The organism is Nocardia sp. NBC_01329 (assembly GCF_035956715.1).
Classification (GTDB): Bacteria; Actinomycetota; Actinomycetes; order Mycobacteriales; family Mycobacteriaceae; genus Nocardia.
In genome coordinates this window covers 5563742-5588663 of the sequence record NZ_CP108381.1, presented here as the reverse complement: position 1 = coordinate 5588663, position 24922 = coordinate 5563742, and the positions used below count along the sequence as shown (strand labels likewise).

Annotated in this window: 25 protein-coding genes; 10 read left to right on the top strand and 15 right to left on the bottom strand. The window is 67.4% G+C overall.

Annotated elements, in window-relative coordinates:
• Positions 1-95: 95 nt before the first annotated feature.
• From OG405_RS25385 to OG405_RS25365, 5 genes are all read right to left on the bottom strand, one after another.
• Positions 96-863, bottom strand: coding sequence for an SDR family NAD(P)-dependent oxidoreductase (locus OG405_RS25385; RefSeq protein ID WP_327148927.1), 768 nt, complete (start codon positions 861-863; stop codon positions 96-98).
• A gap of 112 nt (positions 864-975) precedes the next feature.
• Positions 976-1716 (bottom strand): TMEM165/GDT1 family protein, encoded by a 741-nt coding sequence (locus tag OG405_RS25380; protein ID WP_327148926.1) that lies wholly within the window; start codon positions 1714-1716, stop codon positions 976-978.
• A gap of 465 nt (positions 1717-2181) precedes the next feature.
• Positions 2182-2709 carry a peptidase gene (locus OG405_RS25375; RefSeq protein WP_327148925.1) on the bottom strand — a complete coding sequence of 176 codons (528 nt, stop codon included), beginning with the start codon at positions 2707-2709 and terminating at the stop codon, positions 2182-2184.
• A gap of 185 nt (positions 2710-2894) precedes the next feature.
• Positions 2895-3518: a superoxide dismutase gene (locus OG405_RS25370; RefSeq protein WP_327148924.1), complete on the bottom strand. Its 624-nt coding sequence runs from the start codon at positions 3516-3518 to the stop codon at positions 2895-2897.
• 303 nt (positions 3519-3821) lie between these two features.
• Positions 3822-4460: a hypothetical protein gene (locus tag OG405_RS25365; RefSeq protein ID WP_327148923.1), complete on the bottom strand. Its 639-nt coding sequence runs from the start codon at positions 4458-4460 to the stop codon at positions 3822-3824.
• A gap of 490 nt (positions 4461-4950) precedes the next feature.
• On the opposite strand from OG405_RS25365, the gene OG405_RS25360 reads away from it, so the two are divergent.
• From OG405_RS25360 to OG405_RS25345, 4 genes are read left to right on the top strand one after another with little or no spacing between them, the layout of a single operon-like run.
• Complete coding sequence (locus OG405_RS25360) at positions 4951-5313, top strand: rhodanese-like domain-containing protein (RefSeq protein ID WP_327148922.1); 363 nt, start codon at positions 4951-4953, stop codon at positions 5311-5313.
• Positions 5314-5331: 18 nt separating this feature from the next.
• On the top strand, positions 5332-6387 hold the full coding sequence (locus OG405_RS25355; protein ID WP_327148921.1) for a DUF4328 domain-containing protein: 1056 nt from the start codon (positions 5332-5334) through the stop codon (positions 6385-6387).
• Positions 6384-7169, top strand: a complete 786-nt coding sequence (locus tag OG405_RS25350; RefSeq protein WP_327148920.1) for a glycerophosphodiester phosphodiesterase — start codon at positions 6384-6386, stop codon at positions 7167-7169. Before OG405_RS25355 ends, OG405_RS25350 begins: the two co-directional genes overlap by 4 nt.
• Before the next feature lie 51 nt (positions 7170-7220).
• Positions 7221-8141, top strand: a complete 921-nt coding sequence (locus tag OG405_RS25345) for a DUF5926 family protein (RefSeq protein WP_327148919.1) — start codon at positions 7221-7223, stop codon at positions 8139-8141.
• Positions 8142-8413: 272 nt separating this feature from the next.
• On the opposite strand, the gene OG405_RS25340 is transcribed toward OG405_RS25345, so the two are convergent.
• The 5 genes from OG405_RS25340 to OG405_RS25320 form a co-directional block, all read right to left on the bottom strand.
• Entirely contained in the window at positions 8414-8965 is a 552-nt protein-coding gene (locus OG405_RS25340) for a ferritin (protein WP_327148918.1), read from the bottom strand.
• A gap of 92 nt (positions 8966-9057) precedes the next feature.
• The gene (locus tag OG405_RS25335) at positions 9058-9612 is read right to left on the bottom strand and encodes a ferritin (RefSeq protein ID WP_327148917.1); all 555 of its coding nucleotides are present in this window, start codon (positions 9610-9612) and stop codon (positions 9058-9060) included.
• Positions 9613-10019: 407 nt separating this feature from the next.
• Positions 10020-11264 (bottom strand): LCP family glycopolymer transferase, encoded by a 1245-nt coding sequence (locus OG405_RS25330; protein WP_442790791.1) that lies wholly within the window; start codon positions 11262-11264, stop codon positions 10020-10022.
• Between the two features lie 234 nt (positions 11265-11498).
• A complete protein-coding gene (locus tag OG405_RS25325; protein WP_327148916.1) occupies positions 11499-12275 on the bottom strand; it encodes a CPBP family intramembrane glutamic endopeptidase in 777 nt (258 codons plus the stop codon).
• A 408-nt stretch (positions 12276-12683) separates the two neighbouring features.
• Positions 12684-13442 (bottom strand): DUF2470 domain-containing protein, encoded by a 759-nt coding sequence (locus OG405_RS25320; RefSeq protein ID WP_327148915.1) that lies wholly within the window; start codon positions 13440-13442, stop codon positions 12684-12686.
• 192 nt (positions 13443-13634) lie between these two features.
• Between OG405_RS25320 and OG405_RS25315 the strand changes: the two genes are divergently transcribed.
• From OG405_RS25315 to OG405_RS25305, 3 genes are all read left to right on the top strand, one after another.
• Entirely contained in the window at positions 13635-14048 is a 414-nt protein-coding gene (locus tag OG405_RS25315; RefSeq protein ID WP_327148914.1) for a hypothetical protein, read from the top strand.
• Positions 14049-14200: 152 nt separating this feature from the next.
• Positions 14201-15118, top strand: a complete 918-nt coding sequence (gene pheA, locus OG405_RS25310) for a prephenate dehydratase (RefSeq protein ID WP_327148913.1) — start codon at positions 14201-14203, stop codon at positions 15116-15118.
• 64 nt (positions 15119-15182) lie between these two features.
• A complete protein-coding gene (locus OG405_RS25305) occupies positions 15183-15845 on the top strand; it encodes a histidine phosphatase family protein (protein ID WP_327148912.1) in 663 nt (220 codons plus the stop codon).
• 7 nt (positions 15846-15852) lie between these two features.
• On the opposite strand, the gene OG405_RS25300 is transcribed toward OG405_RS25305, so the two are convergent.
• The 5 genes from OG405_RS25300 to OG405_RS25280 all read right to left on the bottom strand — a co-directional run bounded on the left by OG405_RS25300 (position 15853) and on the right by OG405_RS25280 (position 20067).
• On the bottom strand, positions 15853-16683 hold the full coding sequence (locus tag OG405_RS25300; protein WP_327148911.1) for an ESX secretion-associated protein EspG: 831 nt from the start codon (positions 16681-16683) through the stop codon (positions 15853-15855).
• Positions 16680-17843: a PPE domain-containing protein gene (locus tag OG405_RS25295; RefSeq protein ID WP_327148910.1), complete on the bottom strand. Its 1164-nt coding sequence runs from the start codon at positions 17841-17843 to the stop codon at positions 16680-16682. The genes OG405_RS25300 and OG405_RS25295 overlap by 4 nt, the downstream gene beginning before the upstream one ends.
• 103 nt (positions 17844-17946) lie before the next feature.
• Positions 17947-18279 (bottom strand): PE family protein, encoded by a 333-nt coding sequence (locus OG405_RS25290; protein WP_327148909.1) that lies wholly within the window; start codon positions 18277-18279, stop codon positions 17947-17949.
• A 173-nt stretch (positions 18280-18452) separates the two neighbouring features.
• Complete coding sequence (locus OG405_RS25285; protein WP_327148908.1) at positions 18453-18803, bottom strand: metallopeptidase family protein; 351 nt, start codon at positions 18801-18803, stop codon at positions 18453-18455.
• A 13-nt stretch (positions 18804-18816) separates the two neighbouring features.
• Positions 18817-20067 (bottom strand): septum formation family protein, encoded by a 1251-nt coding sequence (locus OG405_RS25280; protein WP_327148907.1) that lies wholly within the window; start codon positions 20065-20067, stop codon positions 18817-18819.
• 144 nt (positions 20068-20211) lie between these two features.
• Between OG405_RS25280 and serS the strand changes: the two genes are divergently transcribed.
• The 3 genes from serS to OG405_RS25265 all read left to right on the top strand — a co-directional run bounded on the left by serS (position 20212) and on the right by OG405_RS25265 (position 24888).
• Complete coding sequence (gene serS, locus OG405_RS25275; protein WP_327148906.1) at positions 20212-21474, top strand: serine--tRNA ligase; 1263 nt, start codon at positions 20212-20214, stop codon at positions 21472-21474.
• Between the two features lie 159 nt (positions 21475-21633).
• Positions 21634-23409, top strand: coding sequence for a putative bifunctional diguanylate cyclase/phosphodiesterase (locus OG405_RS25270; protein ID WP_327148905.1), 1776 nt, complete (start codon positions 21634-21636; stop codon positions 23407-23409).
• Between the two features lie 156 nt (positions 23410-23565).
• Complete coding sequence (locus OG405_RS25265; protein ID WP_327148904.1) at positions 23566-24888, top strand: MFS transporter; 1323 nt, start codon at positions 23566-23568, stop codon at positions 24886-24888.
• Positions 24889-24922: the final 34 nt, after the last annotated feature.

The window sequence follows — 24922 nt, the reverse complement described above, 5'->3', positions numbered from 1 at the left end:
CCGGGCTCGGCGGATCACGCCGCGCCTTTTGTCGATGCGAACGCCCGCCGCCCGGGTATGACTGCCGGGCGGCGGGCGTCGTCGTGCGAGAGCGTCTAGCGCGGCGCCATGCGCAGCGCGCCGTCCATACGGATGGTCTCGCCGTTGAGGTAGTCGTGTTCGACGATGTACTGCGAGAGCTGCGCGTACTCGTCGGGCCGGCCGAGCCGGGACGGGAACGGTACACCGGCCTCGAGGCCCTGACGGTATTCCTCGGTGACACCGGCCAGCATCGGGGTATCGATGATGCCGGGGGCGATGGTGTTGACGCGGATACCGAACTGTGCGAGGTCGCGCGCGGCCGGAACGGTCATCCCGTGCACGCCGCCCTTGGAGGCCGAGTACGCGATCTGGCCGATCTGGCCCTCGAACGCCGCCACCGAGGCGGTGTTGATGACGACACCGCGCTGACCGGCGTCGTCGACGGTATCGGTTTTGGCGATGGCATCGGCGGCCAGGCGCATCACGTTGAAGGAACCGAGCAGGTTGACGGTGATCACCGTGCGGAACAGCTCCAGGTCGTGCGGGCCGTTCTTGGACAGGATGCGCCCGGCCCAGCCGACACCGGCGCAGTTGACCACGATACGCAGCGGGGTGCCCGATTCGACCACCTTGGCGACGGCGGCGGCGACCTCTTCGTGACTGGTGACATCAGCGGCGAGCAGAGTGACCCCATCGGGCACATTGTCGCCGGCGCGCTCGATCGACTGCGGTACGTCGAGCCCGAAGACGGTGGCGCCCAGATCAGCGAAACGCTTGGCGGTGGCGGCGCCCAGACCGGACGCGCCCCCGGTGACGATGGCGGCGGAACCCGAAATCTCCACGATGGTCCTCTCGTTCGTGACAAGCCAGTTGGCCTAACGTCAATTGCACCCTAACCGGTGGGTAGGGCGGGGGTCGTGGACGGTCCCCTTGCGCTGATCGGCGAAATGGTACTCAGTGCAGGCCCTCGGCTCGCCGCTCCGGGATCTCGGTAGCAGCCGCCCCGGTCGCGGGCCGATTCGCCGTTGCGCGGCGCTTCTGCAGCAGCCGGAGTGCGAGAGCTGCCACAGCCGGTACCAGCAGGGCGATACCGGCCGCGCCGGCGAGTCCGAGCGTCGGAAACGCGGTATCGATGCCGGTGAGGGCGCCGATGAACAGGAACAGCAGTCCGGACCCGAAGCCGATAGCGCGTTCGGGCAGATGTTTGCCCACCAGAATGCCCGCGCCGATGGCGAGGGCATCGGCGGCGACCATTCCGATCGTCGACCCCAGCCAGACCGCCGCCCAGTTGTTGTCGGTGGCGAGAGCCGCGGTGGCGAACATGGTGCGATCACCGAGTTCGGCCAGGAGGAACGCGGAGAGTACAACGAAGAAGGGCGCTGTAGTGGCGAAACGCGACGGTGCCGGTCGCGCGTCGTCATCCGCGTCGGTGAGCAGTTCGCGCAGTGTCCACAGGCCCACAACGAGGAAGGTCAGTGATGCCACCGCGGCGATGGCGGTGGTAGGTAGGGCCGCGCCCAGGAAATGGCCGATCGCGACCGAGATGACGTGGACTGCGGCCGTGGCGGTCGCGATCCCGCCGAGCACCACCCACCAGCGGTAGCGCAGGGCGAATGTGAGGGCCATGAGTTGGGACTTGTCACCCAATTCGGCCAGGAAAACTATGCCGATGGCGAGCCCGACGGTGGCGATCATCTGACGAGTGCTCCCGATCCTCCGGTTCGCCGGCCGGATTCGGATTCACCTCCGGCCGACAACGAAATTGCTGTTCGGCCGAAGGTCTCGCCCACCGGCGAACCGGTTCACGCGACCGGAGCCACCGACGAGCGGTGGGTCAGTATGTCGACCGCGTGATTGGGGGCTACTCCCCTTCGTTGCTGGCAACTTTACCGCAGCTGACCGATAGCGGCAACAATTATGTTCCGAAAAACGTTTCAGGCCAGCAAGTTTGGTGCCGCTGCCAAGATATTGAGGGTAGCCTGAAAACTCTTCCGGGGCAGGCCGGAACGAACTGTTGGCATCTGTCCGGCAAATATTATGGACGTCGGAAACATCCCGCTGTAGACAGGTCGCCACCGCGGGCCGGATCGACGACGCGGGCCGATGATCGGTGCGGAGCCTCGCTCGGTCGATGTCCTCGGGCCGACGCGCGCGCCGATATCAAGCGGCCAGCAACATAGCCAGTACGGCGGTATCGGGATCGCTGATCGGATCGAGCCCGACCCTGCTGACCAGCGAAGTCACGGTACCGTCGGCTTCCGCCTCGGCCCACGCCGCGCGATGTTCGAGTCCCAGATGCGGGATCCCCGGTAGCAGGATGCACCCGGAAGCGGCGCCGGTGCACTCCGGTAGGGAGGGGTTGGTCTCCGCGGGTGGATGGAGCATGAACAGGGCCGGCGGGATGTGCTCGGCGAATCGGCCGGGGCGCACGCCGTCCTCACCGAGTACCGGCCCCTCGGCTATCACCAGGCCGACCGTATCCGGTTCCGGCTGGTCGGGAAGTTCTTCACGGACTCCGAATACGGTGGAGGTGGTCAGCAGGCCGGGCATGGACGCCACCCGGACGGCCAGCACCAATAGCTGCGTCCATTCCTTGGTGGTATCGGGCCAGCGCCCGGAGATGACGAACCCGCGCAGCGTGCCACCGGCATGGAACGGTGTGACGCCGATCGGACTGTTGCTGCGCATGATGCCTCCCGTGCGTGACCGGGGGCGGCTTTGCCCGTCCTCGAAACTCTTGTGAAAGATGAGGATCGCGCACAAGTTGTCTGGCACACAAGTACCAGAGAGTGCCAATTCGGGCAGAAAAGACGAAAGACCCGCGGACGTAGGGTCCGCGGGTCCGTCGCGAAACTCGATCGCGCAGGCGGCGCTCAGCCGAAGATGAGGCCCTTCGCCTGGCTGGTCGCCTTGGTGAAACGCTCCTGGACGTCGGCCCAGTTGACGACGTTCCAAAACGCCTTCACATAGTCGGCCTTGACGTTCTTGTACTGCAGGTAGAAGGCGTGCTCCCACATATCGACCTGCAGCAGCGGAATAATGCCGAGCGGCACATTGGCCTGCTGGTCGTAGAGCTGGAAGGTCAGCAGCTTCTGGCCCAGGGTGTCGTAACCGAGCACTGCCCAGCCCGAGCCCTGCAGTCCATTGGCGGCAGCGGTGAACTGCGCCCGGAACTTGTCGAAGGAGCCGAACTGATCGTCGATGGCGGCGGCCAGTTCGCCGGTCGGCTTGTCGCCGCCGTTGGGGGAGAGGTTCTTCCACCAGATGGAGTGGTTGACATGGCCACCGAGGTGGAAAGCGAGGTTCTTCTCGTTCAAGAAGATGGCGGCGTGATCACCGGCTTCGCGTGCCGCTTCGAGCTTCTCCACCGCGGTGTTCACCCCCGCCACGTAAGTGGCGTGGTGCTTCGAGTGGTGAATCTCGTTGATCTGCCCGGAGATATGCGGCTCCAGGGCGCTGTAGTCATAGTCCAGATCTGGCAGCGTGTACTCAGCCACGAATGTCCCTTCCTTGTCGGGTCGAGTGCGTCCTGTGCGGGATGCTCCCGACCATTCGTACACCCGATCGGTCCAACTCGTCCCGACGCCCCACCATTCCACATCGGGCAGAAACCGACCATCCGGGATCTCATCGGCGCTCGTCACGGGCGCCGGGGAGATCTGGCCCTGACCGGGACGACGTCCGATTTTCACAGCGCTGCCCGGCCGCTCGCCCCGCCAACTGTTATCCCGGCGCCGCCGCGGTGGTATCCGGCCGACACCTCGGCGCGGACACCACCGGATGCTTCCGCAGCGGAGCGCTTACAGCGGCGGCGCGATACCGGGGTGGGTGGTCCGGGGGTCGCCCTTGTCGTGCGCGTCCCACCAGCGTTCGGATCCGGAGACCAGATCCGGCAGCGGGATGGGCTCGCCTCCGGTGGTGTGTGCCGTGACCGTGTCGAACCAGACCCGGATATCGAGTTCCCGGGGATCGACGCCCTCCTCCTGGGAGAACTCCAGCACGTGCCGGGCGATCCGAGTGTCGATGGTGGTATCGAAACTGAGCAATTCGCTCCACAATGCCCAGCCACTGTCGTCCAGGTCGACGAATTCCCAGCCGTGCAGGCGGCTACCGCCGAAGCTCGCGACAGCGGCGGGTAGTCCCGGCAGGTCCAGCGGCAGGATCCGTGGTTCCAGATCGTCCCATCGCTGAATCCGCAACGATGCGGCAATCCGAGTGACTCCCTGGAAGGTCAGCCGCACCCGCCTACAACTGCTCCCCGCTTCGTGTTCGTTTTCTGCTGTGCCGGATATTTGCTCCGGCAGGCTCAGGACCTCGAGTTCGAGGTCTAGTCGTCCGGCCTCGGAATCGACTTCCAATCCTAGACACCCGGCCTCCGACAGAGCCTTGTCGAGGCCGGCCGCGTCCAATTCGTCGAGTAACCCCCTGGTCGATGTCATGGCGCCAGATTACCGAGGTCAGTGCCCAGATCAGGGGATTTTGCCGATTTTCGATTCCGGTGGAACCGATTCGGTGGGTGCCGCGTCCAACTCGATATCGGGTCACGCAACGGCGCGTGACCCGATCGAGTGGCCGGACGGCCGCTCCGGGATTTTTGGAGGGGAGTACCGGATCGGTCGTACGGTTATCCATTACCGCAGGTCAACCCGCTCGTGGGCGGATATCTGGGACAATGGTGCGCTGAATGATAGCTGATACCAGCGGGTTACGTAGTGGGTTATGCGTATAACTCATGAAACATCGCCGGAATCGTCAACGTATCGGGGAGGACTGTGTGTGTGGGTCGCGCCCGGCGAATCCGCCGCATCGTCCGGCGTGTCGGCGTCGGCGGCGCCGATCACATGGGGCCCGGGCCGGGATTTCGCGCGTGATCGCCCGCACCCGCGAGAGCCGGGCAGCCGCCGAGGTGGTTATGGCAGGATCAATGAGGTGACGAGCTCCGGAGTCCCGTCGGTACCGGTCGAGGCCGTACCCACCGAATTCGACCATCCGCCCGGGGAGGCGGCTACCACCGTCCTACTCGATGTGCGCGAAGACGACGAATGGCAGCTCGGCCACGCACCCGGCGCGGTGCACATTCCGCTCGCCGATGTGCCCGCCCGCTACGGCGAACTGGACCCGGACGCCGAGCTCTACGTGGTGTGCCGGCAGGGCGGCCGTTCGCTCGAGGCCGTGAAGTTCCTCGCGAACGTGGGTTATGAAGCGGTGAACGTGGTAGGCGGGATGGTGGCGTGGCAACAGACCGGCCGTCCACTGGCCGCCGACGGTGGCGAGCCCGCGAAGATCTACTGACGAAAAGCGAGGTGCGCGGTGAGTACGGTGGTGCAGCCATGTGCCCGCTGCGGTACGCGCTGGGCGGTGCAGGGTCCGCCGATGCACTGGTGCCCGCGGTGCCGCGGCGTACTGCTCTCGCCGGGGCCGATCGATGCCCCACCCGAACGCCGTAATTACCGCTGGGTCGCCCGCCGGCCCGGTCGGCTCGACCGATCCGCCCGCGGATCGGAGAACGGGCGCCGTGCCGCCGGGACGCCCCGATACTCGGAGATCCCGCGCTGGGGTCTGCGCGATCGGCCCGCTTCGGAACGCGAATCGGAGCGGCATCGGGCCCGTCCGCTGAGCACACTGACCCGCTGGACCCACTCCGCCCTCTTCGCTGCCGCGGTTCTCTTCGGGGTGGCCGCGCTCGCCGAAGCGGCTCGCTACCTGATCCTGTTGCGCAACCGCACCCACCTCATCGAACCACCGCTGTTGTGGTTCTCCGACGCGCTGGTGAACACCGCCGCGCTGTTCGCACTGATCATGGCGCTTGTTGCCGCTGTCGCCACGCTCGGCTGGCTGATCGAAGTACGACGGGTGGTCTTCGCGGCGGCGGGTCGCAGCGACCCCCGCTCGCCGCGCACGCTCGCGCTGGGCTGCTTGATCCCGATGGTCAACCTGATCTGGCCTGGGGTTTTCCTCACCGAGGTGGTGTCCGGCCGGACCGATCCGCGGGCCCGCGTGGCGGTTCGCAGCTGGTGGGCGGCCTGGGTGTTCGGCGGACTGGTCACCGGGGCGGCGCTGTACTGGCGGACAGCGGATTCGCTGCAGGCGAAGGCCGACGGTGTGCTCTTCACCGCATTCGCCGATGCGGTGGCGGCCGGTGTCGCGCTGCTGACCCTCTGGGTCGTGCGCACGATCGAGGGTCGGGACCTGCGCGGTCGTAGCCGGCTCGCGCGGCGCTGGGTGATCGCCGTCGATCCGGCGACACCGTTGATCGAACCGGTGCATCCCGGTCCGACCGCTACGGTGAGCACCGCGGCGGACGCCGACCGCGCCGATTCCCCCGACGGCGCCGATCGAGCACCACAGGAGGTTGTGGCCAAGTGAGCGAGGGCAGTGACCAGTCGGTTCAGAACAGCCGTGCGCCGTTCGTGGTCGCGCATCGGGGCGCTTCGGCGGCGCGTCCCGAACACACCCTGGCAGCGTACGAACTGGCCCTGGAAGAGGGCGCCGACGGGGTGGAATGCGATGTCCGCCTTACCCGGGACGGCCACCTGGTGTGTGTACACGACCGGACGGTGGATCGGACCTCGTCCGGCAGCGGCCTGGTCAGCGAGCTGACGCTGGCCGAGTTGAAGGATCTCGATTTCGGCGACGGCGCGCCGTCCGGGGTACTCACGCTGAGTGAGCTGATCGGCCTCGTACTCGATTGGCGCAGTCGCCCGACCAAACTGTTCATCGAAACCAAACATCCCGTCCGATACGGCTCGCTGGTAGAGAACAAGGTGCTGGCCGAATTGCAGCGCTTCGGGATCGCCACACCGGCCTCGGCGGCCCACTCCAGGGCGGTGGTGATGTCGTTCGCCGCCACCGCGGTCTGGCGGATCCGCCGCGCCGCACCCCTGTTGCCCACAGTGCTCCTGGGCGAATCATCGCGCTATCTGGGTGGTGGCGCGGCCACGACCGTCGGGGCGACAGCGGTCGGCCCCTCGGTGAAAACGCTGCGCGAACATCCCGATCTGGTCGACAAGGCTGCCGCGGCCGGCCGGGCGACCTATTGCTGGACGGTCGACGAACCCGACGATATGCAGTTGTGCGCGGATCTCGGCGTGAGCTGGGTGGCTACCAATCATCCGGGCCGTGCGAAAGCTGTGCTGGCCAACAGCTGAAATGTGTGGCCTGCGGCTGATCCGGTGCTTTGCCGTGTAGTTTGACCAGCCGTGGGTAAGAGCAAACGCAATAGTCCGAAACCCGGCGGCAACCGGGCTCAGCGTCTGGCCGAACGGCGGGCGGCGTTGCAGGAGGCCGAGCAGACAGTCGCCCGGCCCTTCCGGGGCCTGGCCGCCGAATGCGATCTGGTCGCGCTGCGCGAGTTCGTGCCGTCGGCCACCGCCGAGCTGAAGCTCGCCGAAGGTGTCGCCGCCGAGCGGACGGTGGTGCTGGCAACCGTGCTGCCCGGCGCGGTTTCCGCGCTGGTGCGGGCCGGGGATTCGCCCACCGGATATGTCGGTGTGCAGGTGCAGGCACCGAGTTCGGATCCGGCCGCGGATATCGCCGCGTCCGTCCTGTGGACCCAGTCGGCCGAGCCCGGCGATTCGCTGGCCGTCGCGCATGCCGCGCCCGGCAGCCCGACCCTGGCCGATGTGCTGGTGGCCGATGCCGCACTCGAGCTGACCGTGCATCAGGATTTCGATTGGTGGGTTCCCGAAGGAGTGCAGCCGGATCCACAGATCGCGGCCACCATCGAACAGGCGAAACAGGCCATCATGCCTTCGGATCGGCTGGACCTCGGGAAGGACGCGATCGGGGCCGCCTGGTGGGTCGATGCCGGAGACAAGGCGCATCTGCGCTGGGTTCGGCCCGAGTCGGAAGACGATCTGATGCTGGCGCTGGCGCGACTGCACGCCGCCGGCGGGCTGAATCTCGGCGAGGGTTCGCGTTTCGCCGGTTCGTTCCGCACCCACGGGCTCCTGGTTCCGGTGTTCGATCTCGACCCGGAACGGCATGTCAGCGAATGGCATTCTCCGGCAGCGGAGTTCGGGACCAGGTTGGCCGAGGCGCTGGCAGTGGATACCCCCCTGACCCCGGAGCAGCGGCGCTCCCGGGACGGCCTCCGGTCAAGGCAGGTCACCCTCCGCTGAATAAACCGGAATATTTTTAGAAAAACTCTTCTTTCCGGCGGCGATCTCGACTAGGTTTCAGAGGTCGCCGTTTCTGGAACCCCCCGGCGACACTCACGTCAGCCGACACAACGACCCGGCGCCGGCTGACGTACGGAGCATCGGCCGCCCGACCTCGGCGCAGTGGGCCGGGCCGGCCGATGCTCCAATCAATCATCACCCGGGACCGACGTCACCCCGCCCGGTTCCGTGCTCACGGAACTCATCGGCGGACGGACGCGGCCTGTTACCGATCAGACATGGCCTCCGGCAGCCGACGGCGCGCCCGAAACCTTCGACGGGTCATCGCTCATCTCACGGGCGATGAACTCTTCGAGATCGAACAGGTTCGAGCCCGCCCGGTCGGCGACAGTGAGCAGAGTGTTCATCTTCGCGACTTCCTCCACCTGCTCCTTGAGGAACCACTGCATGAACTGCTCACCCAGGTAGTCGCCCTCCTCGCGAGCGGTGCTGGCCAGCTGGACGATCTGGTCGGTGACCGTCTTCTCCTGATCGAACGCCATAGAGATCGGCTCCCGGGCGTTCTCGAAATGCGACTTAGCCGCATCGATACCGGAAAGATCGACGCTGATGTCCCGATCCAGGAAGTACTGGACGATCATCATCGCGTGATTGCGTTCCTCCACGGCCTGCGCGTAGAAGCGCTTGGCCAGCTGCGGAAGGTCGGCATTGTCGTACCACACCGCGATGGCGATGTACTGGTGCTCGGCATTGAACTCGTGCCGAATTTGATCGTGCAGCAATCCGTGGAATTTGCTGCGGGGACTCTCCGGATGATTGGACATGCCTTGACATTAACGCCGAAAAGTGACGCTGTCATGCAAGTGCAGCCTTAATCAGGTTAGTGTTGCCTTATTGAATTGAGGATAGTGTTGCCTTATTGATTACGGCCCGCTCCAGCCATTTTCGGGACGGAGTAGTTCGCCGCAGGCACCGCCGAACGCAGTTCCCGCGCCACGAACTCCTCGACGTCGAAAAGGTTCCCGGCCGACCGATCCGTCACCGCCAGGAGCGTAGACATACCGGCCACATCCTGCTGCTGGCATTCGAGCAGCCAGCTCATGAATTGCTCCCCCAAGAAATCGGGCCATTCCCGCGCCAACCGTGCCAGCTCGGTCACCTGGTCGGTGAGCGTCTCCTCCCTGGCCAGCAGGAAAGCTATTGCCGCACGCGGAGATTCGAAGGTCTGCCGAACCTCCCCCAAACCCCCGATGGTGATTTCCAGATCCCGGTCGATCAGATACTGCACAATTCGCAGCGCATGCCCCCGATGCTGTTCGGAACGCAGATAACAATGACCGGACAATTGCGGTAACCGTTGAATATCGAAGTACACCGCAGCCGCCAGATACTGCTGCGAAGCGGTGAGCCCGTGCCGCACCTGCGCGCGCAGCTGGACGATGAAGGGCTGGGCCAGTTCGCTGTCGTGCATGTGATCGACGTTACTGTGTCTATTTGCCCCGCCTGCGGCGGGGCGGTCGGGGCCCTATTAACCCCGGTTCTTCACTCCTACGCTCAGTCGCTGCGCTCCTTCGCTTCGTCGCTCCAGAACCGGGGCGGGCCCCGACTGTGTTTGTTTGCCCCGCCTGCGGCGGGGCGGTCGGGGCCCTCGTGACCCCGGTTCTTCACTCCGGCGCTCAGTCGCTGCGCTCCATCGCTCTGTCGCTCCAGAACCGGGGCGGGCCCCGACCACGAAGGTGGACCATCCGAGGTAGGGGTGGGGTGCTGATTTTGAACGCGGGAGACTGGCCGGATTACACGGGCACCTCGGCGAGCCGAGCCCGCGTCCTCACCGCGGCGAGTGAGCCGGCGCCCGCTCTCGTGACCGGGCGCCGGCGCTCATTCCCCGGCGAGGCCTGCGGGAATCGGGTCGCCGTTGGCCAAGGCCTCGAAAAAGCTGTCGGCGTCGGGGTCGGCCCACAGCAGCACATTGCCACTGTCGGTGTCGGTGAAACCGCCGACCGGGACCGTGGTGGCCAGAGTGTCGCCGCGTAAAGCCCAGGCGAGACGGGCCAGGTCCCAGATGTGGTCTCCCTTGTCGACAGTCAGGGAGCCGGCGGTACCGCTGAGCATGGGCCACAGGGCGAACGGGTTGGCGAGCGTGGTCGGGCTGGTCGCTTTCTCGAGCAAGGCCGACAGGAACAGGCGCTGGTTGTTCATCCGGTCGATATCGGCCAGGGCGGTGGCACGGCTGCGCACGAAACCCAAGGCTTGGGGGCCGCTCAATTCCTGGCAGCCGGCCGGCAGGTCGATACCGGCCAACGGGTCGTTGATGGCCTGCGGTACGCATACATCGATGCCGCCGAGTGCGTCCACGACGCTCGCGAAACCGGCGAACCCGATCTCACCGTAATGGTCGATCCGCAGTCCGGTCGCGGTCTCGACCGTCTGAGTGAGCAGCGGGGCACCACCGAAGGCGAAGGCGGCGTTCAATTTGTCCTTGCCGTAGCCCGGGATATCGACGTAGGAATCACGCGGCAGACTCACCAGGGTGGTACGGCCCGATGGTGGGATGTGCACCAGGATGATTGTGTCGGTGCGCGGGTCGCCGACCTCGCCACCGGTGGCCAGACCGCTGGTCTGCTCCTCGGAGAGTCCGGCCCGGCTATCCGATCCGACCAGCAGCCAGTTGGTGCCGGCGGTACCGCCGACCCTGTCTTCGTAGTCGGAGAGCGCATCGATCCGGGTGAGTGAACCGTCGAGTTCGACGACCCCGTAAACCAGCAGGATCACCAGCGCCGACAGGACGGCCACGAACCAGCGGCCGATATGACGTTTGCGGCGGGGGCGACGGGGTCGGGGAGCCGCGGCCCGACGCCCCGGCGGGTTCCCTGTCGGCGGTGGCCGGCGGCGACCGTCGTGATAGGGGACGGGACGCTGTGTGGGTGCGTACTCGCCTTCGCGGTGCGGCGCCGGACGTCGCGGGGGTGCGTGCGTGGGCGGAACCGGTTTGCCGCCCCGGCCCGGCACGGGCGGCCGGGCCGGGGGAGCGTTCCGGCCCTGCGGTGGCTGCGACCAAGCCCGCGGTGGCTCGTAGCGCTCGGTGGGACGGGCGGGCTGCCCGGGACCGGGGTTACGGCGCATGACCTGCGGGGGTTCGGCCGGTGGCCGGCCACCCTGTGGCGGCGGTGGTGGGGGACGGCGTGCGCCGGACCGTCCGGGCCCCCCGTTCTGCGGCGGCACCCGGCGCATACGTGGGTCGTCGCCGTTCATCATCATCAGACTCTACTTATCGATCGGGGCCTGCTTTGTTATCACCGGGTCGCGTTCGCTCGACCGCAGGTGAGCGAACGCCACCGGTATAGGTGGCTTACCCCGCTACGGCAGCCAGGACACCCGGCCGTGCAGCAACCCATATCCGAGGTAGGCCACGATATCGATCACAGCGTGCGCGACGATCAGCGGCCACAACCGCCCGGTACGCTGCCAGTACCGGCCGAACACCAGCCCCATCACCACATTGCCGAGCCCGCCGCCGAGCCCCTGATACAGGTGATAGCTCCCGCGCAACAGGGCAGATGCGGCCAGCGCGGAATTGTCCGACCAGCCCAGTGCGCGCAACCGCGTCAGCAGATAAGCCACCACCACGATCTCCTCGGCCGCCGAATTCGCGCAGGCCGACAGCACCAGGGCGGGAATACGCCACCAGTGGTCACTGAGCGCGTCCGGCACGATTGTCACGTTCACGCCGAGCGCCTGAGCGAGGAGATACAACGCGAGTCCCGGCAGCCCGATCACCGCAGCGAGAGCCAGGGCGTGCAACCCGTCGGGCCGGAAGCGGGCGCGGGCCAGCCCGATCGCACGCGAACCGATACCGCTGCGCCACAGCAGATACAGCGCCAGACCCGCCCACGCCGCCAGCCGCAACACCCCGAGCAGCTGGAAGAGTAGATCGATGAACGACTGGGTAGCACGCGAAGAGTTCAGCGCGACAGTCTGCTCACCGACCCCACCGGGCGCCAGAGCGCTCTCCAGCAACGACAGTGCCGCGTTCATGCCGCTGAGACCGAAGGTCACGCAGAGGACGACCAAGATTTCGAGCCGAATCCCGCGCTGCTCCCGGATCCGGTCCTCGACCGAGCTGCTCTCATGCATGCTGTGTATATTGCCCCGCCTTCGGCGGGGCGGGTCGGGGCCCTATTAACCCCGGTTCTTCACTCCTGCGCTCAGTCGCTGCGCTCCATCGCTTCGTCGCTCCAGAACCGGGGCGGGCCCCGACTGTGTTGTTTGCCCCGCCTTCGGCGGGGCGGTCGGGGCCCTCGTGACCCCGGTTCTTCACTCCGGCGCTCAGTCGCTGCGCTCCATCGCTCTGTCGCTCCAGAACCGGGGCGGGCCCGACTGTGTTGTTTGCCCCGCCTTCGGCGTCGCGTCGGGCCCTTGAGACCCGGTTCTTCACTCCGGCGCTCCAGACCGGGGCGGGTCCCGACAACGGAGGGTGACTGTGCGGAGTGGGCGGGGAAGTGCGGGTCGATCGGTGTGGGCAGGTCGATGACCAACCGCAGCTCAGCCGCGGCGTAGGCCGTTGAGGAACGGGCACCCGGCCAGAGTGCGGACCGCGCGTCCCAAGGCCTCGACGTCTTCGGCCGGGGTCGCGAAGGGGAGCCGGAAGTCGTGGTCGCCGTCTATGCCCTCGATGCGCAGGGTGAGGCCGTAGCGGTCGATGGCCAGGGGGTGGATGCGGCCGTGGCGCAGTTTCGCCGGTAGGTGCCGGGCGAGCTGGGCAACGACATCGGCGTGGTCGGCGTCGAGGTGCTGTAGCCACGCCGATTCCATATCGCAGAAGGGGTCGGGTGTGGCCAGTCGCAGTTCGTCGACACAGACCGATTCGGCGCCGGAGGAATCGGCCACGACGGCCGAGTTCAGGACCAGGCGCAGCAGGGTGGTGGTGTGGCCGATATCGAGGAGGCTGGGGTGCGGATGTTCCGCTGCGACGGCGGTGACCAGGGTGCGCTGGGCGCGGGCGGGGACGCCGCGGACCCAACCGCGTAACCAGACCAGGGAGCGGACGGGTTCGCGTAGGGGGAGTGGGGCGTGGTCGGTGAGTTCGAGGACGGCGGGGGCGCCCGCGATCGCCGTGCCGGCCGCGTACACCGCCGCGCTGTCGTTCGGTACCGCGATCAACACATCCCCGCACTGGCGCAGGAAGTGCACCGACACCGGGCTGGGGTCGGCGCCGGGAACGGCGAGCACCGCCTGTTCGGCGTGCGCGCAGGCGCTGCGGACTCGTTCGGCGGTGGACGGGGCGGGGGCGGTCGGCGCCATCGGTACCTCCATTGCGGGCGTGCCCGACTTCACAAAGCGTTAATTAGGTTAACCTAAGCTAAGTTAAAGTCGAGTGCGGCGCAAGAGCATCGACACCGGCCCTCGCCGAATCGGATCCGCCACCGTGCTCGTCGCGAGGCGGCGGTCGCGGGCGTGAGCCGGCCGGAATCGGTCTGCGCTTACGATCGAGCAGTGGTAGCTGGTGAATCGCAGCCGGTACTTGTCGAGCTGACCGTGCCGAAGCGCGTAACCGAACATGGACTGGTCGACGGCCTGGTGGTGCCGACCGGAACATTCACCGGTAAACGCATTGTCGACCCGGCTCTTTCCGACGAGCGCGTCGCCGATCTGCTGGCCGCGGCCGCACACAGCCCGGACGGTTTCACCGCCCGCTGCGATACCGTCGACCGCGCGCTCTCGGTCGTCGCCGGTACTGCGGCGGCACTGTGCGGAGAGGATATTCGCGCTGCCTTGAGCAAACCGGATACCGAATTCCTGAACGGACTCTCCGGCGGCGCGATCGACGCGGTCCGTGCGGTGCTGCTCGGGATCGAAAGCGATGACCCCGCTGAACTGGAAAGGGCGCTGCGCGCGGCGTTGGGCTGATCGGCGAGCGGCGGACGGGTCCACCGGCCCGGCCGCGGCGATAGCCGAGGATCGCGTCGGCAGCCCGACCGAGGGGCGGCGCAACGGTCCGCCCGGATCGCCCGGATCCGGTGACCGACGGGCCCGGTGTGCGCACCAGTAGTCTCGTAGACGTGCCGCGTATCGCCTATTTCGGTCCGTCCGGAACTTTCACCGAGATGGCCCTCGCCGAATTCGAGACCTCGGGGTCCTTCGACGGGCCGGTCGAGCGGATCGCCGCGCCCAGCCAATCTGCTGCCTTGGAGCTGGTCCGGGCGGGCGAGGTGGTCGCGGCAGTGGTGCCGATCGAGAGTTCGGTAGAGGGCTCGATCTCGTCGACCCTGGATTCGCTGGCGCTCGGCCCGAGATTGCAGATCATCGCCGAGGTCGAACTGGAGGTGAGCTTCACCATTGTCGCGCGGCCGGGCACGCTGATCGAGGCTGTGGGGACACTCGCGGCCTATCCGGTCGCGCTCGCGCAGGTCCGGCAGTGGGTGCAGCACACCTGGGGCGAGGTCGCGCTGCACACCTCGAACTCCAATGCCGCTGCCGCCGATGACGTAGCGGCCGGACTGGCCGATGCCGGGGTCTCCACCACACTCGCCGGGGACCGGCTCGGACTGATCGCGCTCGCCACCGGGGTGGCCGACCATGATCAGGCGATCACTCGGTTCGTCCTGGTCACCGCCCCACGGGTAGCGCCCGCCCCGACCGGATCCGACCGGACCTCGATCGTGCTCGAGGAACTACCGAATATGCCCGGTTCGCTGATGCGCGCTTTCGCCGAATTCGCGACCCGCGGTATCGATCTGACTCGGATCGAATCACGGCCGACCCGTACCGGTATGGGCACCTACCGCTTCTATCTGGATTGCGTCGGCCATATCGAAGACGCTGCGGTGGCCGAGGCGCTCAAGGCGCTCCACCGCACCGCGCGGATCCGGTTCCTCGGATCCTGGCCCGCTACCTCGGCGACCGGCACCCCGCCGCCCTCGGACGAGGATGCCGCGCTCTGGTTGACACAGCTACGCAAGGGGGTGGCCGACCTGTGATGCGATACCTCCGCCTTCGCCGCGGTCTCCGCGCACCGCATGTACCAGCTTCGAAGGAGGTGCCATGATGGCGAAGTTGATCCTGGTGCGACACGGTGAAACCGAAGGAAATGTCGCCAAGATCCTGGATACGAAACTCCCCGGCCTCCCGCTGACCGAACGCGGCGCGGCCCAGGCCAAGGCTTTCGGTTCGGCCCTGCTCACCCCGCCGCGCGCCCTGTTCCACTCTCGGGCACTGCGTGCAAGGCAGACGGCCGGCTATATCGAGGCCGCTACCGGAGTAGTCGCCTCGCCGCGTGACGGCGTGCACGAAGTGCAACTCGGTGATCTGGACGGCCTCGGTAGCCAGGAAGCCCACGACCGTTTCCAAGCGATCTACCGCTCATGGCACGAGGGTCGGCTCGACGAGCGAGTCGACGGCGGGGAATCGGCCCGCGATGTGCTGGACCGCTTCATCCCGGCTGTCACCGCGCTGCGGACCGAGTTCCTGGACGGTGGCGCCGACGGGGATGTCCTGGTGGTCACCCACGGTGCCGCCATGCGGTTGGTCGGTAGGTTCCTGGCCGGGGTGGCGCCCCCGTTCAGCACCAACAATCACCTGGACAACACCGAGACGATCGAGCTCGTCCCCCTGCCCGGTGGCGGCTGGGAATGTGCCCGCTGGGGCCATTTCACCCCGCCGTTCGGTGTGCAGGCCGAGGCCGGCGCCGACGATCCGATGGGCTGACTCGCGGTCAGGCGAGTTTCGGGTTCCGAGGGAATGCGGCGCGTTCGGGCAGCGACTGGATCAGGTCCTGCAGCGCGAGTCGCAGCCGGGCGGTGGTTCCGCTGCTGAACGAGGTCCATTTGGTGCCGTCGTCGGCCCGGCTGGCCGTCGCGATGAAGCGGCCCGCGCGAGTACCGAATACGGCGATATGGTTTTCCGCGATATCGCGGCTCGCGTCGCCGTACACCACCCCGGCGATCTCCGCGTGTGACTCGCAGTGCGCCATCGCCGAAGCGATCGCCTGCGCATCTCTCGGGGGATTGCCGACCTCGGCGAGCCGAGCCGCGGTGGCCGCCGGATCATTCGCGTCGTCGAAGATCGGGACCAACCGTTCGGTGGGTGCGTTCATCCCGGTGAGTTCCAGAGCCTCGGCCGGGCCGAGCGCCATGATGACCGGACCGGGCAGGTCGTCGCCGGCCTCGTCTATCACATAGGACTCCGGCCCCCGGAGAGCGACGGCCACGAGGTCGTCGCCCTTCGCCAGGCACATCCGGCTCACCTGCCCCGCGACGATCAGTCGCAGCGCCACCACCCAATGCGGCCGGTACAGGCCACGCAGGCGATCCTCGAGCTCGGGATGAATTCGTTCACCCTCCAGCAGATCCCGGTCGGCGAGCGACCGGGCGGCTGCCTCCATCGCGGCGTCGTGGTCGACCTGGTTGTCGTAACGACCCCGCGCGTCGAGCACCACGGGTACCTCATCGATGTCCAGTGCCTCCAGGAGGTACTGCATTTCGTCGAGGGACAGCGTGACCGCCGCGAGTGTCGACGGCCCGCGCCCTGCACCGAGCACTGTCACTTGTCCGCTCGTGGCGGTTCGCCGCCGATCACACCGTCGGCGATGTAGCGACCGTCGGCGAAATGGTCACCGCGCAGGAATTCGGCACCGTCGTGTTCCTGGTCGTCCTCGCCGGTGGTGCCGCGCGAGTTACCCAGCAGCGGGCTGGAGGGCGAGCCGGTGCCGGCCGGGCGAACCGGTGCGGCTTCGCCGCGTGTCATCGCGACTGTCTCGGCCGCCGGCGCGGTGCCGTTCGCCGGAGCGCCCCAGCCCTCGGGTACTTTCAGCCCGCCGTTGTTCAGGCCGAGCGCCGAACCGCTGGGCGAACCGCCTGTCCGGGTCGTCGCCGCGGTGGTGGCGGCGACGGCACCGGTCACCATGGGCGCCAGCGATGCCACGCCGGCCGGTGCCGGAGCGGCGGAACTGGTGGCCGCGACAAGGGCGTTCGCCCCGAGGTTTCCGACCGTGGTCACACCGGTGCTCGCCACCGAACCGGCCACATTCGCCGCCTGCGTTGCGGCGCTGGCCAATCCGGGGTTCTGCGCCAGCGCGCTTCCGGCCGCGGCCAGCATCTTCACCGGATCGCCGTTCGCTTCCTTCATGGCGTCGTCCGCGGAGGAGGAATCGACCCGGCCGGCGCCGTTGGCGATCGGTGGCGGCGTGAAGAACTCGCCGGGGGTGAGCACGGTGGCCGTGATGGCCGCCTCGTAGGTCTCCATGGTGAGCGCGGCCCGCAGATCCATTGCGGCCTTGGCGGCTTCGGCGATCTCGGAGGTGCCGTTCAGGACACCGCCGGTGGAATGCGCTGCCGCGCGGGCAGTGTTCACCGCCACGATCTCGGGGAGGCTCGGCATGGCGATCGAGGCGACGGTGTAGGCGGTGGCCTGCGAGGCGGCCTTGGTGCCGAGGGCGGCGGCCATGGTGCTCTGCTGCTCGGCCCAGCCGGTGAATCCGATCAGCCGTGCCAGGGCGCCGATACCGTTGACGCTCTGCATACCGACGCCGAGCTCGGCCATCACCCGGACGACGGTGGCCGTGGCATCCACCCATGCGCCGGTGAGACCACCCCAGGCACCGGCGGCCGCGCTCATCGGAATGGCGTGCGAGCCCGCGTTCAGCGCAATCGAATTCCCTTCGGCGAGTCTGGGCAGCCAGAACACCCCGGTGATACCTGCGGTCATGCTTGTTTCTCCCCTTGTGAACTATCGATGGTGAATCGGCGCTCTCGCCGCGTATGCGTGGTCACCGTGCTCTGCTCCTCGGCACCGGTATTCGCGGCGACCGCTAGACGGCGATCGACCCGAACGGCGCACCGGTGAGCGCCAGGACACCCGCCGAGGCCGCATCCTGAACCAGGTACTGGGCCAGCTGGGTGCGCAGGATCGCGGCGGTGTGGTGCAGTTCGAGGACGGCCTGGGCGAGCGAGGTCTGATGGGTGGCGGCGGCCTTGTTCATATGCATCGCTCCGTGCACAGAAGCCTCATCGGCGCCGGACGGCACCACATAGGTGGTGGGCACGGCGAGCGCGGCCACTCCCGACAGCCGGTCGGCAAGCAGATCCAGCTCCACCGCAGCGGCAAGGATGAGCTCCGGTGTGACGTCGACATTGCCAATCATGTCCTCGACTCCTTCTTGTGGCGGCTCTTGGGCGGAACCACGAGAATTCCCCCTACGAGTAGATCGGACGCGATACCCCCGCTGACGGTTCCATCGAATCCAGAACTTCTTCCGGTAGGCCCAGCCCCTGCCCTTGCATCCCCTGCCGGTTTGTTGCGTGGACCAGACTGAGCTTAACCCCATCCCAGCTGATGGAGACGCTCTTCGTCAATCCCGAAATAGTGTGCGATTTCGTGGATCACGGTGATCCGCACTTCTTCGACCACCTCTGTCTCGTCGGCGCACACTTCCAGCAGGGTGTCCCGGTAGACGGTGATGGTGTCGGGGAGCGAGCCGCCGTAGTGGCTGTCGCGTTCGGTCAGCGCGATCCCGTGGTAGAGCCCCAGCAGATGTGGTTCGTCGGGATTACGCGGTTCGATCAGGATCACCACATTGTCGATGGCGCGGGTCAGCTCGGCCGGGATCTGGTCCAGCGCATCACCGACCAGCTCCTCGAATCGAGCCTCGGACATGTGAACCGGCATCGAGGTGTCCCGGTTACCGGGGGGCGGGCCGAGGTTCCGGCTGCGGGGGCAGCGGGGCGGCGCCGGGGAGCGGTTTGGGGGTGGAGCGCCCGGAGTTCGGTGGCGGCACCGGTTCCTGGCCGTTGATGAGCAATTTGCCCCGCGCCGGACCCACGATCGGCGCGAATCCCTCTTGGTCGGCGCCCTTTCCGATCATGCAGTCGAGTTTGCGGCTACCGGCCAGCCAACTGCGTACATCGATGAAATCGAAGAACACCGTGAGCGTCTTGTCCCGCAGCACATGCGGGCCGCCCAGAAAGTCGTTGGTGAGCCGGGCGCACTCCGCCTCCATGAACCGGTCCTGGTTCTCCTTGGCCGGTGGGCCACCGGGGAAGTGCTGCGACAGGTCGACGGTGGCCGCGATCTCGACCGCGTGCTCCTGGGCGCAGTCGATCGGATCGGTCGGCAGGTTCTGGCTGATACCGAGGCAGACCCCCGATTCGTAGACCTTGGACTGGTCGCCGTCGGCCACCCGGCCCGTGGTGGCGACCGGGTTACCGCTGAGCCCCGGAACCTGCAGCCCGCAGCGCAGGATCCGATCGCCGGAATTGAACCAGCCGTCGTTGCTCGGGTACATCAGCCCGACGGCGTAGCGGCCGCGCGGATCCAGCTTCCCGTTCAGATACCGCTCGGCGGCGGGCACACAGTGTTCCTCGCGGAGTTCGGTGAGCCGCAGGGAATCGGGCCACGGTGCGTCGGGACCGAATTCGGATCCGGGGTAGTGGTCGAGATCGATGGTCTCGGTGACCTCGAAGAGGTGGTCGTCGGCGCAATCGAGTTCGACCAGATCGGAATGGTCCGGTCTGGTCCAGGTGAGACAGTCACCCGTGCCGACCGACGCGAACACCTTGTCGGCCTTGGCCACCGAACCACTCGGGCCGCGGGCCTGCAGATTGGAATCGTTGTCGAAGCCGCTCACCAGCATGGTGCCCAGAGCCGCGACCACCGCGCCCACAGCCACCGCGAATAGCCCCCAACGCAACCTGGGTGCCGGGATCCGCCGCGGTTTGCCACCGGTGCGGCGGGATGTGCCCGGGGAGCGGGTTCGGTTACGGCGCTGCTCGGCCGCCGAACCCCGGCCCGGGGTATCGGGCGATGCCGGACCGTCGGACCGCGGACGCGCGGAATCGGTCCTGCGACCGCGACCCGGCCGGGCGGCACGAGAGCGCAACGATTGGGCGCCGCGGGGGCCGCGCCGGTTGGTGGGCTCAGTTTCGGAGGACATCGCGGTCCATCATGGCAGCGCAGCACCCGAACGTGCCACGAACCCGGCCGATCGGTATGGCGGGTGTGTTGCGGAAGCCGTTCGGGCCGGGCGGGGCGATACTCGGTTGAGTTGGAAATTCCGCGACCATTACGCTGATCAGCCATGATCGACCTCCGCCTCCTGCGCGATGATCCCGAGCTGGTCCGCGCCTCGCAGCGAGCCCGGGGCGAGAACCCGGCCCTCGTCGACGCGCTGCTCACGGCCGACAGCGCGCGCCGATCCGCGATCGCGACCGCCGATAAATTGCGTGCCGAGCACAAGGCCATGGGCAAGCAGGTCGGTAAGGCGAGCAAGGAAGATCGCCCCGCCCTGCTGGCGCAGGCCCAGGAGATGTCGGTCCGGGTCAAGGAAGCCGAGGCCGCGCAGAACACCGCCGAGGCCGAACTGCAGGAGGCGCACCGGGCGATCTCCAATGTCGTCCAGGACGGTGCGCCCGCGGGCGGGGAGGACGATTTCGTCCTGCTGGAGACCGTCGGCGAGATCCCCGAGTTCGATTTCACGCCGCGTGATCACCTGGATCTGGGCGAGTCGCTCGGGTTGATGGATATGGAGCGCGGCGCGAAGGTCTCCGGTTCGCGGTTCTACTTCCTCACCGGTTACGGCGCGCTGTTGCAGCTGGGCCTGCTGCAACTGGCGGCGCAGCGGGCGGTGGCCAACGGGTTCACGATGATGATCCCGCCGGTGCTGGTCCGGCCCGAGATCATGGCGGGGACCGGTTTCCTGGGACAGCACTCGGCCGAGGTGTATCACTTGGAGGAGGATGACCTGTACCTGGTCGGCACCTCCGAGGTGCCGCTCGCCGGCTATCACGCGGACGAGATCCTCGACCTCGGTGCGGGCGCCAAGCGTTACGCGGGGTGGTCGTCGTGTTTCCGGCGCGAGGCCGGCAGCTACGGCAAGGACACCCGCGGGATCATCCGGGTGCACCAGTTCGACAAGGTCGAAATGTTCGTCTACACCCGTCCCGAGGATGCCGACGCCGAGCATCAGCGGTTGCTTGCCTGGGAGCGGGAGATGCTCGCGGCCCTCGATGTGCCCTATCGGGTCATCGATGTCGCGGCCGGTGATCTGGGCAGTTCGGCCGCCCGGAAATTCGACTGCGAGGCGTGGGTCCCCAGCCAGGGCACCTACCGTGAGCTCAGCTCGACCTCGAACTGCACGACCTTCCAGGCCCGCCGGCTATCGGTCCGCTATCGAGACGAGAACGGCAAACCGCAAACCGCCGCCACGCTCAACGGCACGCTCGCCACTACGCGGTGGCTGGTCGCGCTGCTGGAGAACCATCAGCAAGCCGATGGTTCGGTCCGGGTTCCCGCAGCTCTGGTGCCGTTTGTCGGCACCGAGCTACTGACTTCGGCCGGCTGATGAGGTTCACCGGTGAGAAATCGGGGTACTCGATATCCCCGGTTGGGTCGCCGGTGAGCTGATCAGTTGTTTAGGCTGTTCATCGTGCGAGGAAGCGGGTCTCGCGGCGATACCCGAACGCGGGTACGGGCCGCGTCTGGTGTGGCGACCGCCATGGTCATGTCCCGGACCACCGGGGCGTTCTACGTCATGGGCGGTGTACTCGGTCTACTGGTGACCGCGGTCGCACCCACCCAGGTGCTGCACTCCGGCGACGAGGGCAACCGGATGCTGGTCGGTTCGGCCGCCGCGGTTGCTCTCTTGCTGGGGATAAGCCTGCTCGGGTGGGGTCCCCGGATGCCGCACTGGCTGCACCACGTATACGTCGTGCTGGCGACCCTCCTGGTGACCGTTGCCGTGCACTCCTTTCCGAACACCGTCGCGGCGATAACCCTCACCTCGTTCTACGTCTTCGTGGCATGCGATGCCGCGCTGTTCTTCGCCTGGACACAGGCGGCGGCCCATATCGCGCTGTGTATGGCACTGTGCCTGTGGGTGCTGCCGACCCGCGCCGGGTTGCCGTGGTGGGCCGGTGTCATTCCGGCGGGTATCACCTTCGGTGTCGGGGTGGTGGTGGGCATCCTCACCCGGATGGCGTCGGAGGCCGATATCGATACCCTCACCGGGCTGCTGAACCGCCGGGGTTTCGATCGTGCGCTCAACAACGCCCTCGAACAGGCCGACCGCTCCGGGCAGGCGCTGGCCCTGGTGCTGGTCGATCTGGACCGATTCCAGAAGGTCAACGATCATCTCGGCCACCGTGCCGGGGACGCGGTGCTCCAGCGGGTCGCCGATACCTGGGTCGCCCTGCTGGGGCCCGAGCAGCGCCTGGCTCGCTACGGAGGTGACGTGTTCGCGGCGCTGCTGCCCAACACCACCGAACAGGCCGCGATCCTGCTCACCGAGGAGCTCCGTGCCGCGGTCAGCACCGGTTGTTCGGCGGGTGTCACTTCGTGGCAGCCGGGCGAATCGGCATCGCTGCTGGTCAGCCGGGCCGATGTGGGTCTGTACCGGGCCAAGCAGGCGGGGCGTAACCGGACGGTGCTGGAGTCGGGTCACCGTACGCCGCTGGCCGTGGAACTGCGTGAAGCCATCGACAGCGGCAGCCTGGACGTGCACTACCAGCCGATCGTCAGCCTCGGCGACGGCGGTGAGAAGGCCGTCGGTGTGGAGGCGCTGCTGCGCTGGTCGTCCAGCGCGCAGCCCGATGTCACCACCGAGGGACTGATCCGGGTCGCCGAGGAATACGACCTCATCGCCGACCTGGACGAATTGGTGTTGCGGCGGGCGTGCGCGGATGCCGCGCAATTGCAGGACACCTTCGCCGCGCTCGAGCTGACCCTGAACGTGAATGTCAGCGGTCTGGAACTGGCGGAATCCGGGTACGCGGATAAGGTGGCCGGGATTCTGGAGAGTACCGGCTGGCCTGCCGATCAGCTGGTGCTCGAGGTGACCGAGACCGAACTGGCCGCCGAATCGGATACCGCCATCGCGAATCTGCATACCCTGCGTGACCGCGGCGTGCGGATCGCCATCGACGATTTCGGTACCGGGTACTCCTCGCTCAGCAGGTTGGCCACCCTGCCCAGCGACATCATCAAGGTCGATCAGTCGTTCGTGGCCGCGATCCGTTCCGATTCGCCCGCGCCGCCGCTGCTCGGGGTGATCGCCGCTCTCAGCAAATCATTGGATCTGCAGGTCATCGCCGAGGGTGTGGAAACCGAACATCAGGCAGCCGTGCTGACCGAACTGGGTTTTGCGCTGGCCCAGGGCTACCACTACAGCGATTCGCATCCGGTGGCCGATCTGATCGGCGATATGAACAGCCTCGGTGGGCTCAGCACCCGTGCGCTGGGCGACGCTCCCGCCGACGAGAACGGCTGGGTACCGCTGTGAGCCGCTGGGCCTGCGGCCTGCACCGATAATCGCTTGACCTGCGGTCGCGCGTCGCGGATGCTGATCGCTATGCGACTGGTCTTCTACCACTGTTGAGTAGGGTCCACGGGTTCCGGCCGGGGGACAGGACTACGCGCGCTCGCCCTGCGAGCGACCTTGTTCGCTGCCACCGGAGACCTGGTTCCCTACTACGCGTTGTACGCACTTCTCTTCGCCGACCACGGCTTCGGGCCGGGGCAGATCTCGCTGCTGCTCGCGTTCTGGTCGGTGACCGCCTTCCTGTTCGAGGTCCCCTCGGGCGCGTGGGCCGATACCGTGTCCCGCCGCGGGCTGCTGATCCTGAACGGCCTGCTGATGGCGTCCGGTTTCGTTGTGTGGACCGTGGCGCCGTCCTATGTGGGATTCGCGCTCGGGTTCGTGCTGTGGGGTGTGGCGAGCTCCTTGCGTTCGGGGACCTTCGAGGCTCTGGTCTACGACGAGCTCGCTGCCCGCGGTGAGTCCCGGGCCTATGCCCGGGTGATCGGGTATACCCGATCGGCGAGCGAGTCGAGTGCGGTGATCGCGATCCTGGCTGCTACCCCGCTGTATCTGTGGGGCGGTTACGAGCTGGTGGGCTGGGTCAGTGTGGGGTGCGCCGTGGTGCACACCGCCCTGGCGGCGAGTCTGCCCGCGGCGCCGAAATCCGTTTCGGCCGCCGAAGTGGGCGAGTTCGAGGAGACGGATGCGGGTTCCGTGCCCCCTGCTGCCGCGACCCCGGCGGTGATCACGCCGAGTCCGCGACCGGCGACCACCGGGCCGGCCGCCGCGGCCGACGAGCCGGCCGGGGGCGATCAGGGAACGCTGCGGCGCTATCTGCGGATGCTGCGCACCGGTGTCGCCGAGGCCGTGCGGGTCCGGCTGGTCCGCCAGGGCGTGGTGCTCGGTGCACTGCTCTACGGGATCACCGCGTTCGACGAATACTTCAGCCTGCTCGCCGGGGAAGCCGGTGCGGCCACCTCGTTCGTACCGGTCCTGGTGGGCGTGACCGTGCTCGGTTCACTGTCCGGCTCGCTGCTGGCCGGTCGTACCGAGTCGGTCCGAGCGCGCACCCTGGCCCGGGCGCTGGCGGTGGCCGGTGTGCTGTTCGGTGTGGGCGCGTTCGTGGCCGGTCTAGCGGTGCGTTGGCCGGGCGCGGTCTATGTGTGCACCGGTCTGGGGTTCGTGGCGATCGCCGCCGCCTACGGGGTGGTGTACAACGCGTCGATCGTGGCCGAGGCCCGGCTCCAGGACGCCATCAGCGGTCCGGCGCGGGCCACGGTGATGTCGGTGTCGGGTCTGCTGGAGGAACTGGTATCGCTGGTCGTCTTCGGGTTCGTCGCGCTGGCCACGCTCTGGTTGTCGGTCTCCACCACGGTCGCGCTGCTCGGGATCGCCATCGTCGCGCTGGCCGGGTTGACCCCGTTCTGGCTGCCGCCGCGACCGGAACCGGAGCAGGAGTAGGGAACACTCGCGGCGGCACGGACTTCGAGCTTCG